The sequence below is a fragment of the Flavobacterium aquiphilum genome, from assembly GCF_027111335.1.
Lineage (GTDB): Bacteria > Bacteroidota > Bacteroidia > Flavobacteriales > Flavobacteriaceae > Flavobacterium > Flavobacterium aquiphilum.
The window spans coordinates 1,339,614-1,356,557 of record NZ_CP114288.1; the positions used below are offsets into that span (position 1 = coordinate 1,339,614).

The following is a 16,944-nucleotide window of genomic DNA, read 5'->3' on the forward strand; positions in this document are numbered from 1 at the left end:
TAATGTTAAATGATGTTTTGATTACTGGTGTAAATGGTTTTTTAGGGAAACTAATTTTAAAAGAATTAGTAGATGGTTATAATGTATTTGGTTTGTCGAGATCATCAGGAAATTATAAGGTTTCGTTAGAAAATGAAATTCCAATTTTTAATAAGAAGTTTGGATTAGTAGTTCATACTGCCGGAAAAGCACATTTTATCCCAAAAACAGAGGTTGAAAGAAATGAATTTCACAATGTAAATGTTATTGGTACTCTAAATTTACTAAGAGGGTTAGAGAATTCAGGCGTTCCAAAACAATTTGTTTTTATAAGTTCTGTCTCGGTTTACGGTCAGGAATTTGGGAATAATATAGATGAAAAATTTCCAGTAGTAGCTAAAGATCCTTATGGATCAAGTAAAATTGAAGCAGAGGAGATAGTGATAAAATGGTGTAGTATACATAATATAGTTTGTACTATTTTACGATTACCTTTATTAGTTGGTGAAAATCCTCCGGGGAATTTAGGCGCAATGTTAAAAGCTATTGATAAAGGTTTTTATTTTAATATAGCAGGTGGAAAAGCGAGAAAGAGTATGGTTTTGGCAGAAGATGTGGCTGCTTTTATCCCTAAAGTGGCTGCTGTAGGAGGAACGTATAATTTAACTGATGGAGTCCATCCTGATTTTAATGAGTTGAGCACTATTATTTCAGAACGTAAGAATAAGAAAACACCTTTTAATCTACCTTTGTCTATTGCAAAGTTAATGGGGTATGTTGGGGATTTGTTGGGAAATAAAGCACCAATCAATTCAATGAAACTTAAAAAAATTACTTCCGATTTGACTTTTGATGATTCAAAAGCAAGAGAATTGGGTTGGGACCCGCAGTCTGTATTAGATTATTTAAAATACAATAATTTGTAATAATTGAAAATTGTTTAAAATCTTAGCAAAAATAATTATTTAATAAAATTGCAAAAATGAAAACAGCCCTTATAACAGGAATTACAGGTCAAGACGGATCGTATTTGGCCGAATTATTATTGGAAAAAGGGTATATGGTTCATGGGGTGAAAAGAAGGGCTTCTTCTTTCAATACACAACGTATTGATCATATTTACCAAGATCAACATGAAGCGCATGTGAATTTTAAACTGCATTATGGAGATTTAACAGATTCTACCAATATCATTCGAATTATTCAAGAAGTACAGCCTGATGAAATCTATAATTTAGGAGCGATGAGTCATGTAAAAGTGTCTTTTGATTCGCCGGAGTATGTGGCTAATGTAGATGGAATTGGTACTTTGAGAATTTTAGAAGCGGTACGTATTTTAGGTTTGGAAAAGAAATGCCGTATTTACCAGGCTTCTACTTCGGAATTGTATGGTGGTTTGCCAGAGAATAAAAACGAAAAAGGCTTGTATGATGAAAACTCTCCATTTTATCCGCGTTCCCCTTATGGAGTCGCTAAAATTTATGGTTTCTGGATTACCAAAAATTACCGTGAAGCTTATAATATGTTTGCTTGTAACGGAATTTTGTTTAATCATGAGTCGCCTCGTAGAGGAGAAACTTTTGTAACCCGTAAAATAACTATGGCAACTGCTGCTATTGTTTTGGGAGAACAAGATTGTTTGTATTTAGGGAATCTGGATGCGCAACGTGACTGGGGACATGCTAAAGATTATGTTGAAGCCATGTGGCGTATTTTGCAACAAGATGTTCCAGATGATTATGTCATTGCTATGGGAGAAACTACTTACGTGCGCGATTTTGTTAGAATGGCTTTTGCAGAAGTGGGAATCGAAATCGAGTTCAGAGGTGAAGGTGTGAATGAAAAAGGATATGTAGCTTCCTGCAGTAATCCTGCTTATCAGCTTGAAATTGGTAAACAGGTTATCGCGGTTGACCCTCAGTATTTTCGTCCAACAGAGGTTGATTTGCTTATAGGAGATCCTACGAAATCGAAAACTAAATTGGGATGGGTTCCTCAATATGATTTGGCTGGATTAGTGAAAGAGATGATGGCGTCTGATCTTTTGTATGTTCAAAGGGAGAAGATGTTGAAGAAAGTGAGATTGGGTGTTAAGTAGTAATTTTAGTGCTTGAACCTCGACTGGTCTACTGATGAATAAGTAAAAAAATGTACTTTAAAATTCAGTAGTAACATTTCATATCAAATTTAATTCTTCTTTTGTCTTGATTACTCACGAATTAATAATTTATTGGATTTCGTGAATCTTTGATTTCAAAAGAAGCAAAAAATCAAGGCTGGAATCCTCGTCGGTCAAATTAGTTTTTGAATCCTAAAAGAAAAAAACTCGCTCCGTTTCACTACACTCAAACAGTTTTTCTTTTTTCGGATTCTTCAAACATTTGACACTCGACTGCGGATTCGAAGGCCGGAAATTAGTACTATTTTGAAATAACTATTTTAAAACGTCATTTCCATTGTTTTTAGTTTATCGAATTAATCCTCGATTTGAAAAACAATGCATAATATAGTTTGAAATATTTTGTATTATAAAAATGAATAAAGAAGATAAAATATATATAGCAGGTCACCGTGGTATGGTGGGGTCTGCGATTTTGAGGGCTTTGAAAGCTCGGGGATATACCAATTTCATATTAAAAACATCATCAGAATTGGATTTGAGAAATCAGCAAGCAGTTGCTGATTTTTTTGCACAAGAAAAACCCGATTATGTTTTTTTGGCTGCAGCTAAAGTAGGCGGAATTGTTGCCAATAATACTTTTAGAGGGGATTTTATCTATGAGAATTTGATGATACAGAACAATGTGATTCATCAGGCTTATGTAAATAATGTAAAAAAACTAATGTTTTTGGGGTCTTCTTGTATTTATCCTAAGATGGCACCACAGCCTTTAAAAGAGGATTATTTACTAACGGGTCTTTTGGAACCAACAAATGAGCCCTACGCTATTGCAAAAATAGCCGGGATCAAAATGTGTGATGCCTACAGAAGTCAGTTTGGCTGTAATTTTATTTCGGTTATGCCAACCAATTTGTATGGCCCAAATGATAATTATGATTTAAAAAATTCTCACGTTCTTCCCGCTATGCTAAGAAAATTTATTATAGCAAAGCGAAATAATGATGCTTCAGTAACCATTTGGGGAACCGGAAGTCCCAAAAGGGAATTTTTGCATGCTGATGATTTGGCTGAAGCTTGCCTGTTTTTGATGGAGAATTACAATGAAGAAGGATTGGTAAATATTGGTATAGGTGATGATATATCTATTTTGGATTTAGCCCATTTGGTAAAAAAAATAGTTGGATTTGAAGGACAGATTTTAATGGATACTACAAAACCCGACGGGACACCGAGAAAATTGATGGATGTTTCTAAATTGAATGGTCTGGGCTGGAAAGCTAAAACCACATTGGAAGAAGGAATCCAAAAAGTATATGATGAAATTAAAGATAATGACTGGAAGTAGTTTTCGGTTGTCTGTTTTCGGTTATCGGTTATCCGTTTTGGTTTAAAAATTTAAGGGTTTAAAACTGTTTAATTGTCTTTTGGATGAGGCTTTTCTTTCGGATTGAAAGAGAGATAGTGTGAGAAAATTGCGCCCTGGAGTTTACTCAACAAAAAACAGAATGATTGCTTCAAAATAGAGAATTTTTTAATAATGTATTTAGAATAAAAATGATAACAAATAAAAATAATAGCTATGTCCTAATCATGGCTGGTGGTTTGGGAAGCCGTTTTTGGCCTAAAAGCCGTAACCATTTCCCAAAACAATTTATAGATATTTTAGGAACAGGGCAATCCTTGCTGCAAATGACATATGAGCGTTTTTTGAAAATCTGTCCTAAAGAGAATATTTATATACTAAGTAATCAAAACTATTTAGGGTTGATTCAAGAGCAGTTGGATGGAATTGCTGTAAACAATATTTTACAGGAACCAAGTCGTAATAATACGGCTCCCTGCATTGCCTATGCTTCGTATAAAATATTGAAACAAAATTCAAATGCCAATATAGTTGTGGCACCATCGGATCATTTGATTTTAAAAGAGACGGAGTTTTTGGATAAAATTACCCAAGCTTTGGATTATACTTCAAAAAATGATGCTTTGGTTACCCTTGGCATTAGCCCTACGAGACCTGATACCGGTTATGGTTATATCAATTTTGGAAAAGAAGGAGTAAATGGCGTTCACAAAGTAGCGAAGTTTTTGGAAAAGCCAGTTTTGGAGAAAGCAAAGGAATATCTATTCAGCGGAGATTATTTATGGAATGCCGGGATTTTTATCTGGAGTGCGAAAAGTATTCAGAATGCTTTTCAAAATTATGCTCCTGAAATAGATACTTTGTTTACAAAAGGAAATGAAGTTTATAATACCGATGCTGAAGCTGATTTTATAAGTGAAAATTATCCAAAAAGCCCTAATATCTCCATTGATTATGCGATTTTAGAAAAAGCGGATAATGTGTTTACCATTCCTGCAGATATTGGTTGGTCTGATTTGGGTACTTGGGCTTCTTTACATGAAATATCAGATAAAGATACTGCTAACAATTCATTGAGTGTAGACCATTTACATTTGGAAGAAACCCAGAATTGTATTATTCATTTGCCGAAAGGAAAAGCGGCCGTTATTAAAGGTTTGGAAGATTATATTGTCGTGGATGACAGTAAGGTGTTGTTGATTTACCCAAAAGGGAACGAGCAAGAAATTAAACCTGTTGCTGCTAAGATGGTGGCAAGTTTTGGGGAGGAGTATTTGTAGTTGGCAGTTATCTGTTTTTGGTTGTCTGTTTTCGGTTGTCGGTTGTCTGTTGTCTGTTGTCTGTTGTCTGTTGTCTGTTGTGGGGTATGAGTCGCCTCTCGTCCCTCGACTTTACTCGGGATGACGTACAACCAATGACGTATTTATAAAAAGAGATTTTTTACATTTCTCTTCTTTTGTCTTGATACAAAAGAAGCAAAAAATCAAGGCTGAATATTTTTAAACTAAAAATAATCGAACGGATTCCCTTATCGCGACCCTAGCCGCTCGTGTTTCACACTCGACTCCAGGGTCAATCCCTACGGCCAGTGCGCAAATCCTTATCGTGATTTTTGGTTCAAAAATATAAGGCCGTGCAAGAAGCCGTTTTTTATGACCATTTTAAAACGTCATTTTTTATTGCTTTTTTAGAATAAAAATGATGTCTCGGGATGACGTGCTCGAGGTGACAGATTTTGTAAGTTAAAAGTTTAAATTGTTTAAAAGTTTAAAGTTGTGTTTTGGACGTGATTTTAGGGATGGAATTTCTTGTGTTATGCTTTCTGCGTCAGCATGACAAGATTAAGAAGAATAAAAAATGATAGAAGAAAATAAAGTTCCTCAATTAATCAAAGGGGGGATATATACCGATCAAAGAGGGCAGATTTCTTTTGTGAATGATATGAAGTTTGATGCTATCGAACGATTTTATATCATCAGTAATTCTGCAGAGAACCCTTTGAGAGCCTGGCAAGGACATAAAATTGACAATAAGTTTTTTTATTGTATACAGGGTTCAATAAGAGTTCATTTTGTAAAAGTTGATAACTGGGATTCGCCTTCGAGAGATTTGAAAGTGGAGAGTCTGGTACTTAGTGCTTCTGAGAGCAATGTGTTACATATTCCGGAAGGTTATGCCAACGCGATTGAATCGTTTGAGGAAGGTTCTAAATTGATGTCATTTTCTACTTTACCGCTTAGTAGGACGGCTGAGGATGATGTGCGGTTTGAGAGTGGGATGTGGTCGATTAGCGGTTAGCGGTTATCGGTTGTCTGTTTTCGGTTATCTGTTATCGGTTATCTGTTATCGGTTGTGGTCTTTGGCTCCTTGTGCTTCGACTGCGCTTGGGATGACGCGCTCGTAGTGAATAGTGAATGGTGGGTTGTGAGCAATACATTATTTATGTATTTTAGGATTTTACTGAAAATATTTATAAATACCTGACTGCTAATGGCAGTACTACTCTTAATATCAAATGCTTGGGGTGGTAAAGTGAGTTATCGAAGATGAAAGGTTGAAGTTGTCAGGTATTCGAAATTTTATTTCTTAGTCTAATTTTCTATTTTTCGAATTGTTAAAAATAAAATTATTACATGAATATTGAAGAAACATTTATAAAAGATTTAGTAGTTATTGAGCCTACTGTTTTTGGTGATGAGAGAGGTTATTTTTTTGAAGCTTACAGTAAAACTAAATTTGAAAGTTTAGGTATTGACATTGAGTTTGTACAGGATAATCAGTCTTTTTCAAAAAAAGGAACTCTTAGAGGTTTGCATTATCAAAATCCGCCCTTTGCACAAACTAAATTAATGCGTGTTTTGGATGGAGAAATTATAGATGTGGCGGTTGATTTAAGAAAAGATTCACCTACTTATGGAAAACATTTCAGTGTTAAACTTACGGCTGAAAATAAAAAACAATTGTTGGTACCGCAAGGTTTTGCTCACGGTTTTTCAGTGTTGAGCGAAACAGCTGTAGTTATGTATAAATGTGATGAGTTTTATAATAAAGCTTCAGAGGGGGGGATTCGTTATGATGATCCGGATTTGAATATTGATTGGGGTATGGAGTTAGGCGATGCTATTGTTTCTGAAAAGGATCAGGTTTTGCCTTTTATTGGGGAGTGTAATAGTCTTTTTTGAGTTGTCGGTTACCGATTAATGGCTTTTCTACTTCGAAACTAATTATGTTTTTTAAAAGTAAAAATTAGAGTTATCAATTTTCTTTTTTGCTTGATCAAAAAAGAAACAAAAAAATCAAGTCTGTGCTTCCTCGTCGGTCAAATTAGTTTTCAAATGCTAAAAGAAAATAACTCGCTATCGCTCAAACAGATTTTCTTTTTACGCATTCTTCAAACATTTGACACTCGACTGCGGAAGCTAAGGACAATTTATTCATAGAAAAACAACTATTTTATTTGTAATTTGTTAAAATTATGAAAAATCATTTTGTTTTTAACTAAGACCATAAGAACAGATTGTTGTGAGTTAAAAGTAAACTACTAATCGACTAATTGTTGATGACTAATTGTTTTAGATAGATTAAAAAGTAGATATGAAAAAAATATTAGTTACAGGCGGTAACGGACAATTAGGGTCTGAATTGAAGGTTTTGTCGAAAGTATATAGCCAATTTGAATGGGTTTTTACGGATTACCAAGAATTGGATTTGTGTGATTTGAAAAATTTAGAAACTTCGATTGCGGAAATTAATCCTCAAATCATTATCAATTGTGCTGCACATACTGCTGTTGATAAGGCCGAATCAGAGTTTGAATTGTCAGATGTATTGAATCATCAATCGGTTGCAGTTATGGCGAAATGGAGTAAAGAAAACAATTGTCAATTGATACATGTATCAACTGATTATGTTTTTGATGGTACTGCATCCAGAGCTTTAACTGAAACGGCTGAACCTAATCCTATCAATGTGTACGGAGTGACCAAATTGGCAGGGGAAAAGGCTTGTTTGCGAGAAAATCCAGATGCGATCATAATTAGGACTTCGTGGGTTTATTCAAGTTTTGGAAATAATTTTGTTAAAACAATGTCCCGTTTGATGCAAGAAAGGGATTCATTGAATGTGGTCAATGATCAAATAGGGAGCCCGACTTATGCAGCCGATTTGGCTCAAGCTATCATGACTATAATTACTCACAGTCATTGGCAAGCCGGAATTTATAATTTTTCAAATGAAGGGGAAATCAGTTGGTTTGAATTTGCTTTGGCGATTCAGGAAATAGGTGGTTTTGAATGTGCCATAAGCGGTATTCCTTCTTCAGACTATCCAACACCAGCTAAACGCCCTCAATATTCTTTGTTGGATAAAACCAAAATTAAGGAAACGTTTGGCGTTGTTGTTCCGGAGTATAAAGAGAGTTTGGTTAGATGCATGGAATTATTGAAAGGGTAGTTGTGAGTTGCTGCCTCTCGACCAATGTCATTAAGTTAAGAATATAAAGCCATCGTTTTGTCATTCCGAAGAATGAGGAATCTCACTAGTGGCTCACGTTATGTGATTTCTCCTTTGTCGAAATGACATAAAAAAACGCTTAACTTAATGACATTGGCCTCTCGACTGCGCTACCAATGACGTATTTATAAAAAGAGATTTTTGATATTTCTCTTCTTTTGTCTTGATACAAAAGAAGCAAAAAATCAAGGCTGAATATTTTTAAACTAAAAATAATCGAACGGATTCCCTTATCGCGACCCTAGCCGCTCGTGTTTCACACTCGACTCCAGGGTCACTCCCTACGGCCAGTGCGCAAATCCTTATCGTGATTTTTGGTTTAAAAATATAAGGCCGTGGAAGAAGCCGTTTTTTATGACTATTTTAAAACGTCATTTTATATTGCTTTTTTTAGAATAAAAATGATGCCTTGAGGTGACTGACATTATCAGTTGTCGGTTATGAGTGACATAGTGATGGGAATCAAAAACAGACGAATCTGAAGCAGTTTGGAATTTTCGTTTTACCCCGACCCTGAAGAGAGCCGAAAATTAAATAAATAATAGTTTTTAAAGAGAGCATAAATAATATATAAATGTAATGAAAGGAATTATACTTGCCGGAGGATCCGGAACGCGTTTGCATCCATTAACGCTTGCGATGAGTAAGCAAATGATGCCGGTTTATGATAAACCAATGATTTATTACCCATTATCGACATTGATGATGGCGGGAATCAGTGAGATACTAATTATTTCGACGCCTCATGATTTACCAAATTTCAGAAAGCTTTTGGGAGATGGATCGGCAATAGGATGCAAGTTTAGTTATGCAGAGCAGGCTATTCCAAATGGGTTGGCACAGGCTTTTGTGATTGGAGAAGAATTTATCGGTAATGATGATGTTGCATTGGTCTTGGGTGATAATATTTTCTTTGGTGCCAATATGCATGAACTTTTACAGTCAAATACAAAACCTGATGGGGGAGTTGTTTTTGCTTATCATGTTTCGGATCCGGAGAGATACGGTGTAGTTGAATTTGATAAAGACTTGAAAGCTCTTTCTATCGAGGAAAAGCCATTGGAACCAAAATCCAATTATGCTGTTCCAGGTTTGTATTTTTATGATAATTCGGTTGTGGAAATTGCTAAAAATATCCAACCAAGTGCCAGAGGGGAGTATGAGATTACCGATGTGAATAAAGTATATTTAGAGAAAGGTAAATTGAAAGTCGGTATTTTGAGCCGAGGTACTGCCTGGTTGGATACAGGAACTTTTAATAGTTTGATGCAAGCCGGACAATTTGTTCAGGTTTTGGAAGAACGTCAAGGACTAAAAGTAGGTTGTATTGAAGAGATCGCCTGGAGGCAAGGATTTATATCAGAACAACAATTGAGGGATTTGGCTGAGCCTTTGAAAAAGTCGGGTTATGGTGAGTACCTGCTGGGGCTTTTGAAACATAAATTGTAGTTATCTGTTGTCGGTTTTCTGTTATCAGTTATCGACAACCAATAACGGATAACAGAAAACGGATAACATTAGGAATATATGACTTATACTATTTTATTACTTTTATTCATTGGTATTGAATTGATTTATTTCAGGATTGCCGATTATTACAATATTATTGACAAACCTAATAGCCGTTCTTCGCATACAGCTATAACTTTAAGAGGGGGGGGGATTATTTTTCCCATTGCGATTTTGGTTGCCTGTTTGTTAGGATATACTTCCTGGATTGTAGTTACAGCAGTTGTTTTGGTGGCTGTTGTCAGTTTTATTGATGATATAAAACCATTGTCCACATTACCTCGATTTATATCTCATATTATCGCAATAGGTTTGGTTTTTTATGAATTGAATTTGTTTTCTCAGGCGGTATGGCTTTTACCCTTAATATTTATTTTGTTTCTTGGGTGGGTCAATGTTTTCAATTTCATGGACGGTATTAACGGAATCACTGTTCTGTATTCGTTTGTTGCCATAGCCAGTTTTTCTTTTTTAGAAGTTAGTAAAGACAGTCTTCCCTTATTGATTACCGTTGGTTTATCGTGTTGTGCCTTTGGTTTTTTTAATGTTAGAAAAAAAGCCAAAACATTTGCCGGTGATGTAGGGAGTATTAGTATGGCGTTGTTCTTGGCCTATTTTATGATTAAAACGATCATGCTTTCGGGGCAAATTGGGTATTTGTTCTTTTTGTCGGTTTATGGGATTGATGGTATCATTACCATTTTTACCCGAATCAAAAAGAAAGAAAATATCCTTGAACCACATCGGTCACATTTATATCAATATTTAGCCAATGAATTGGGATATTCTCACATTACTGTGTCTTTATTGTATGCAGGAATTCAATTGTTGATTAATGGATTAGTAATTTACTTAGATAGAATAGGGGAATTAACAGTACCTGTTATTGTTTTATTTTTGGTTTTTCAGGTAATGGTTTATTTGTTAGTTAGAAAAAATGTTGTTGAAAAAGTGAATTTGAAAAGCATGACTTGCTAAGTTGTCTGTAATCGGTTTTCTGTTATCTGTTATTGGTTATCTGTTTTTGATTATCGGTTATCTCTTGTGGCTCTTGCCCTTTGGCTGCGTCTGGGGTGACACGCTCGGGTTGCCTCTCGACTGCGCTCGAGGTGACAAATTATGTTGTTGGGGATATACTAATTTACTATTCAGTTGAAATCTATTATTAAACGACTTTTTGATGTGTTTTTTTCGGTAGTCGGACTATCATTATTTTTCTGGTTATTGTTATTGAGTTGGTTTTTGGCGGTTATTGATACGCGAACTAATGGGGTTTTTATTCATGAGCGTATAGGCCAGTTTGGAAAGGGATTTAAAATTTACAAATTACGTACTATTCAAATTTCTTCCAACTCAGAGACTTTTCAAATATCTAAAATTGGCAGGTTCCTGAGAAACTATAAGTTAGATGAGCTGCCACAATTGATTAATGTTTTGAAAGGAGACATGAGTGTCGTAGGGCCAAGACCAGATATCACAGGATATTATGATTTGCTTGAAGGAGAAAATCGAAAAATTCTCGAATTAAAGCCGGGGCTCACTAGTACGGCTTCCTTAAAATATTTTAATGAAGATGATTTGTTAGCGGCTCAAGAAGATCCGCTGTATTACAATGATCATGTTCTGTTTCCTGATAAAGTGCAATTAAATTTGGATTATTATTATCATCACAGTTTGTTGGTAGATTTGAAAATTATTTTCAGGACTTGTAGATTTATTCTTGGGAAAAAGAGTGAGTTGTGAGAAGTGAGTTGTGCCTCTCGTTCATCGTCTCTCGACTGCGCTACCAATGACTTTTTTATTTAAGTAGGGTCTCGTCCCTCGACTGCGCTCGGGATGACAAGCTCGACCTGACAAGACAAACGTCATTTTATTTTTCTTTTTTAGAATAAAAATGATATCTACCAATGACGTATTTATAAAAAGAGATTTTTGACATTTCTCTTCTTTTAGCTCACTTAATTTTTATTTTAAGTGGTGTTCACTGGATCTTCGATTTGTCTTGATTACTCACGAATTAATATTTTATCGGAGTTCGTGAATCTTTGATTTCAAAAGAAGCAAAAAATATTCATGGTCTCTTAGAGCCTGTTTAAGTTTTATTTATTGGCTCTCTTATGACAATTTTTGGTTACAACTTCGTTAAATTTTTATACAATAGCTCTGCTATTTTATAAAAATTTGCCTTGTTTCACTCAAAAATACTCTAATAATAAATCTCAAAAATAAAATTTAAACAGGCTCTTATTGTTTTTTTGGAATTCATGAATCTTCGATTTCAAGGCTGAATATTTTTTAACTAAAAATCATCGACCTCCTAGCTTCCTAAAGGGGGATAGAAGTGGGGTGAAGAGGATTTTTTCTTTTGTCTTGATACAAAAGAAACAAAAAATCAAGCCTGAATATTTTTAAAGATAAAATAATCGAACAGATTTATCCTATCGTGACCCCAGCCGTTCGTGCCGAGCACTCACTCGGGGGACACTCCCAACAGCCAGCGCGCAAATCTTTATCGTCATTTTGTCTTTAAAAATATAAGGGCGGAGTGAAGACGTTTTTATAAGTTTATTTCTGTTTTACTTAAAGGATATTTTTTCTTTTAGCTCACTTAATATTTATTTTAAGTGGTGTTCGCTGAATCTTCGATTTGTCTTGATTACTTACGAATTAATATTTTATTGGAGTTGGTGAATCTTTGATTTCAAAAGAAGCAAAAGATCAAGCCTCAATATTTTTTTACTAAAAATCATCGAACGGATTTATCTCACTAATTTTTTATTTTTATTGGTGTTCGATGAACCTTATTTCGTTGCGGATTTTTCTATCGTGCCCCCAGCCGCTTCGCTAGGAGGGCCCTCCCAGCTGCCAGCGCGCAAATCCTTATCGTGATTTTTGGTTTAAAAATATAAGGCCGTGGGTGAAGCCGTTTTTTATGACTATTTTAAAATGGCATTTATATTACTTTTTTTAGAATAAAAATGATTCCTCGAACTGATGAAAAATTTAATTCAAAGAACAATTTCAGTTAGCGGGTTAAATAGCATTACATATTTTTAATGTGTACAGAAAAGTTTTAAAATATTTTATTCTAATTAAGTTATTTTGGATAAATAAAATAGTTGTTTTTTGGTCGATTTAGGTTAAAAACAATGTACTCAAGAATAAAATTGATGTTCTTTTTTATATTTCATCCAAAAAATGCATTTCAATAGTGTTAATTAATTTTAATAAACATAATAATTTGTATTTTTGCTTTCATTCTTTGTTTTTTATTTGAACAAATTAAATACCTTATACTATGAATGAAAATTCCATGCATACTGGATTTTTTTCAAGAGATAATTTAAAATTAAGCATTCGTAATTTGAGCTATCTGCCAAGATGGATTATTATTATGATTGATTTTTCTGTCTTGATTATTGCTTTTTTCTTTACCGTGCTTATTTTCAGGGGTACGGGATTGCGATATATTAATACAGCTAATGATGTATTGTTTGTTTGCTCTTTTTTCGGAGTTAATATTTTCTTTTTTTGGTTATTCAGAACTTATTCGGGAATTATCAGGCATTCTTCTTATATAGATGCAGTGAAGTTGTTGTTTTCACAGATGTCTGTATTGATGGTATTCCTCATATTTAACTTTGCCTATGAGTTATTGTATAACGAAAGGGTGTTTTTGACTACTGCTCTTTTTATCAATGTTGTACTTTCTTTTTGCGGATTGTTTTTGTACCGAGTTGTCGTTAAACAAACTTTTGAATTGTATTTTTCAGAGAAGAGTGCAAACAAATTAATACGAACTGTCATTTATGGAACCGATGCCAATGCTATTTCTGTAGCCAATGCCTTGAAGTTTGAAACTCCGACACGTTTTAAAATAGTCGGGTTTGTTGACAGAAACAGCCAAAATGCTTCCAAAAGAATGTTGGATTTACCGATTTTGGTCCAAAGGAAGAAACTGCCTTCTTTGATGCGTTCCGTTGGAGCCGAAGCGGTTATTATGGCCGATAAAAGTTTGGATAAAGACGAACAATTGGTAATCGTGGATCAATGTCTGGAATTCAATTACAGGGTTTATACCGTTCCTTTGATTTCAGACTGGGAGAATCAGAAAGAGATTTCCCAAAAAGTGAAGAACATCGAAATTGAAGATTTATTGGAAAGAAAACCCATTGTTTTGGATAATAAGTCTATTTCTAAACAGCTGAAAGACAAGACTGTTTTGATTTCGGGTGCGGCAGGTTCTATTGGAAGTGAAATCGCAAGACAGGTTTTGACCTTTAGTCCAAAAAGAGTAATTATTTTGGATCAGGCAGAGACTCCATTGCATCATTTGAGCCTTGAACTGGAAAAATTACATACGAAGTCAAAAATACATAATGTCATCGCTGATATTAGAAATAAGGAAGCGATGAAAAAGGTGTTTAAATTGTATAGCCCCCAAGTTGTATATCATGCTGCAGCTTATAAACACGTTCCTTTGATGGAAGAAAATCCGTCGCAAGCGATTTTGACCAATATAGAGGGAACCAAAAATTTAGCTGATTTGTCTTGTGAATATGGAGTGATAAAATTTGTCATGGTATCTACTGACAAGGCGGTTAATCCAAGTAATGTGATGGGAGCCAGTAAAAGAATTGCTGAGAAATACGTTCAGTCTTTGCAGATTAAAAATCAAAGTGAAAATAAATCTGATGCGACTAAATTTATTACTACCCGTTTTGGAAACGTATTAGGATCTAATGGTTCTGTAGTGCCTTTGTTTACCAAGCAAATTGCTAATGGAGGTCCGGTAACGATTACACACCCAGACATTATCCGTTATTTCATGACCATTCCAGAGGCTTGTCAGTTGGTTTTGGAAGCTGGAGCGATGGGGAACGGAGGAGAGATTTATATTTTTGATATGGGTAAACCAGTTAGAATTTTGGATTTGGCCAAGAAAATGATCAAATTGGCCGGGTTTATTCCTGAAAGAGATATTAAGATTGAAGTGGTAGGTTTGCGTCCCGGCGAAAAATTATATGAGGAGTTGTTAAATGATACCGCGAAGACCATGCCGACGTATCATGAAAAAATTATGATTGCCCAGGAAATTCAAGATGAATTTGAAAATTTACATCTTGATATCAATGAACTGATAGGGATAGCTAATTTCTTTGACAATGATGATATTGTTGCTAAAATGAAGGTTATCGTTCCTGAATTTAAGAGTATGAATTCTACATTTGAAGTTTTGGATAAATAAAAGTTTTTTCAATAGACACTAATAAAAAGGTTCACAAGTTGTTGCTTGTGGACCTTTTTTGGTTATCGTCATCTCAAAGTTCTTTTCTTTTAGCTCACTTAATTTTTATTTTAAGTGGTGTTCGCTGAATCTTCGATTTGTCTTGATTATTCACGAATTAATAATTTATTGGAGCTCGTGAATCTTTAATTTCAAGACTTGAATATTTTGCAAAAAATGATCCGACGGATTTGAAGAACTTTATTTGATATAATCGGATTTTACTTTTTTCCTTGATGAAAAAAGTAACAAAAAAATCAAGCCTAGAATATTTTCATTCCAAAAATCATCGAACGGATTTTTTCTATTGTACCCCCAGCCGCTTCGCTAGGGGGGTACTCCCTACGGCCAATGCGCAAATCCTTCCGTGATTTTTTGGAATAAAAATATAAGGGCGAAATGAAGACGTTTTTATAAGTTTATTTCTGTTTTTCTTAAAGGATATTTTTTCTTTTAGCTCACTTAATTTTTATTTTAAGTGGTGCTAAGGACAATCTGAACTGTAGAAACAACAATTTAATCATAATTAATAAAACTTAACGTCATTTTATATTCCTTTTTTAAGAATAAATATGATGTATCGAAGTGACAACTTATACCAAAATATTTTGAACTAAAATATAATACCATTTATACATATACATATAAAATAGTCCAATCTACTCGTTCTTTTTCTCCAATTGCTTCGCCTGTTCGCTACGCTCGAGTCTTCTTCAAAAAATGATTCCGTGGCTATCCCGATAGCTATCGGGAATGCAATGATTTTTATCCTTGTCTTGAAGAAAAAATAACTTCGCATCTTTATACCATTTTATAAATACAAATGGTATAATTCAAAAATTAAAAAGAATTCTTGTATCCAATCAGCGTTGTGGTATTGTATTTATTATGCATTAACTTTGTCTTATTATACAAAGTATGCCCAAATTTAAAATGGATAAAGCAAAGCCATAATTGCTTCTCGGATGGGGGAGTCAAATCAAAAGATAGTGATTCCCTGCCGGTTTGTTTTTGAAAAACAAGTACATTGCTGTATGATGTTTCAAAACGGTCTTCCTCGTAATTCCAATTTGCAACAGCAAGCTGAATATGAACCTGTGTAGCTAATTCCGGCCAAATAAGATCTGATAAGGGATTAAAAAAAGTCAAATTCAGTGCCAAATTGTCCCAATCAAAAACGACTTTTTTCGGCAGTACATTCTTCAAAGGACGGCTGCTGTTCCCTTCAAAACCAATTAAAAAAGTCAATCCGGTTTGAGTTTGCAGGCCATTACAAAGTTGGCGGTTCCCAATAGGGTTTTGAGTATCCTCACATAAAATAGCGAATAACAGTTGAATGCAGCGTCCGAAAATGGATCCGTCTTGGGAACACTTGTAAAACGGCTGGACTAATGTTTTGAAAACTTTGGCCTTTTGAGAACACAAACCAAATTCAGTACCGTGTTGGCGAATACGTTCAAAAATAGGATTGGCTGTAAATTGCTCTTTAGTTATTCCTGTTTTTCCCTTTATCCGAACCAGATTCCCTGTATCAGAAGTGTCATAAAAATTCAAATCATCGATTGTCCCTATAATTTTAAAATCTGCTATTACTTTTGCCATTTTTTTAGAGCCTGTTTAAATCCAGATTCCTAATCTCATCAGCATCTTTCTATTACTTCCTACTACTTATTAAAACATTAATAACTAATTATTAATGTTTTATTTTAGTTAATTTAGGTACTGAATTAGGTCTAATTTATAAAGAATTGTATTATTTTGATTGTATTTTTAATTTTATGATTTCTTTTTTAAGTTCTTCAATTTTTTCCTTTTGAAGTATTAAAAGTTCTTTGTTTACATCAAAAATCGAAATATCATCTTTTTTAATTTCTATACTACCCTTTTCTAAAACCAACCAATTCAAAGATATCTCGGGGTATGCATTTATCATACTTCTAAGATTGCCAATAGAAACTTTCTGTTTTTCATTTTTTAAATCATTTATCCCAGCCTTATCAATACCAAGCACTTCAGCTAGGTGAGCATATGTCTTAATATGTCCCTTTTTCTTTAGAAAATTATAGGCTGCAAAAAGGCGCTCATTATCGGTCATTTTTAAAAAAGTATGAAAGTTTATTACTTATCTTTTATTCTATAAGACTTTATCTATTGTCAAATATATTAATTTTT

The 16,944-nt window shown here is 34.2% G+C and carries 13 protein-coding genes; 11 read left to right on the forward strand and 2 right to left on the reverse strand.

Features of this window, described 5'->3' with window-relative positions:
- Window positions 1–2 precede the first annotated feature (2 nt).
- From OZP12_RS05535 to OZP12_RS05585, 11 genes are all read left to right on the forward strand, one after another.
- Window positions 3–905 carry an NAD-dependent epimerase/dehydratase family protein gene (locus OZP12_RS05535; RefSeq protein WP_281228048.1) on the forward strand — a complete coding sequence of 301 codons (903 nt, stop codon included), beginning with the start codon at window positions 3–5 and terminating at the stop codon, window positions 903–905.
- Between the two features lie 56 nt (window positions 906–961).
- Window positions 962–2,077 (forward strand): GDP-mannose 4,6-dehydratase, encoded by a 1,116-nt coding sequence (gene gmd / locus OZP12_RS05540; RefSeq protein WP_281228049.1) that lies wholly within the window; start codon window positions 962–964, stop codon window positions 2,075–2,077.
- Between the two features lie 436 nt (window positions 2,078–2,513).
- Window positions 2,514–3,446 carry a GDP-L-fucose synthase family protein gene (locus OZP12_RS05545; protein WP_281228050.1) on the forward strand — a complete coding sequence of 311 codons (933 nt, stop codon included), beginning with the start codon at window positions 2,514–2,516 and terminating at the stop codon, window positions 3,444–3,446.
- A gap of 209 nt (window positions 3,447–3,655) precedes the next feature.
- The gene (locus OZP12_RS05550; protein ID WP_281228051.1) at window positions 3,656–4,744 is read left to right on the forward strand and encodes a mannose-1-phosphate guanylyltransferase; all 1,089 of its coding nucleotides are present in this window, start codon (window positions 3,656–3,658) and stop codon (window positions 4,742–4,744) included.
- Window positions 4,745–5,321: 577 nt separating this feature from the next.
- The gene (locus OZP12_RS05555) at window positions 5,322–5,762 is read left to right on the forward strand and encodes a WxcM-like domain-containing protein (protein WP_281228052.1); all 441 of its coding nucleotides are present in this window, start codon (window positions 5,322–5,324) and stop codon (window positions 5,760–5,762) included.
- A gap of 335 nt (window positions 5,763–6,097) precedes the next feature.
- Window positions 6,098–6,646: a dTDP-4-dehydrorhamnose 3,5-epimerase gene (gene rfbC, locus OZP12_RS05560; RefSeq protein ID WP_281228053.1), complete on the forward strand. Its 549-nt coding sequence runs from the start codon at window positions 6,098–6,100 to the stop codon at window positions 6,644–6,646.
- Between the two features lie 412 nt (window positions 6,647–7,058).
- Window positions 7,059–7,916, forward strand: coding sequence for a dTDP-4-dehydrorhamnose reductase (gene rfbD / locus OZP12_RS05565; RefSeq protein WP_281228054.1), 858 nt, complete (start codon window positions 7,059–7,061; stop codon window positions 7,914–7,916).
- 639 nt (window positions 7,917–8,555) lie between these two features.
- A complete protein-coding gene (gene rfbA, locus OZP12_RS05570; RefSeq protein WP_281228056.1) occupies window positions 8,556–9,425 on the forward strand; it encodes a glucose-1-phosphate thymidylyltransferase RfbA in 870 nt (289 codons plus the stop codon).
- 78 nt (window positions 9,426–9,503) lie between these two features.
- Window positions 9,504–10,463, forward strand: a complete 960-nt coding sequence (locus OZP12_RS05575) for an MraY family glycosyltransferase (protein ID WP_281228057.1) — start codon at window positions 9,504–9,506, stop codon at window positions 10,461–10,463.
- Between the two features lie 174 nt (window positions 10,464–10,637).
- Window positions 10,638–11,228 (forward strand): sugar transferase, encoded by a 591-nt coding sequence (locus tag OZP12_RS05580; RefSeq protein ID WP_281228058.1) that lies wholly within the window; start codon window positions 10,638–10,640, stop codon window positions 11,226–11,228.
- A 1,555-nt stretch (window positions 11,229–12,783) separates the two neighbouring features.
- Window positions 12,784–14,733 (forward strand): polysaccharide biosynthesis protein, encoded by a 1,950-nt coding sequence (locus OZP12_RS05585; RefSeq protein WP_281228059.1) that lies wholly within the window; start codon window positions 12,784–12,786, stop codon window positions 14,731–14,733.
- Between the two features lie 879 nt (window positions 14,734–15,612).
- Here OZP12_RS05585 and OZP12_RS05590 read toward each other — a convergent pair.
- Entirely contained in the window at window positions 15,613–16,374 is a 762-nt protein-coding gene (locus OZP12_RS05590; protein WP_281228060.1) for a hypothetical protein, read from the reverse strand.
- 151 nt (window positions 16,375–16,525) lie between these two features.
- Window positions 16,526–16,867, reverse strand: a complete 342-nt coding sequence (locus OZP12_RS05595; RefSeq protein ID WP_281228061.1) for a hypothetical protein — start codon at window positions 16,865–16,867, stop codon at window positions 16,526–16,528.
- Window positions 16,868–16,944: the final 77 nt, after the last annotated feature.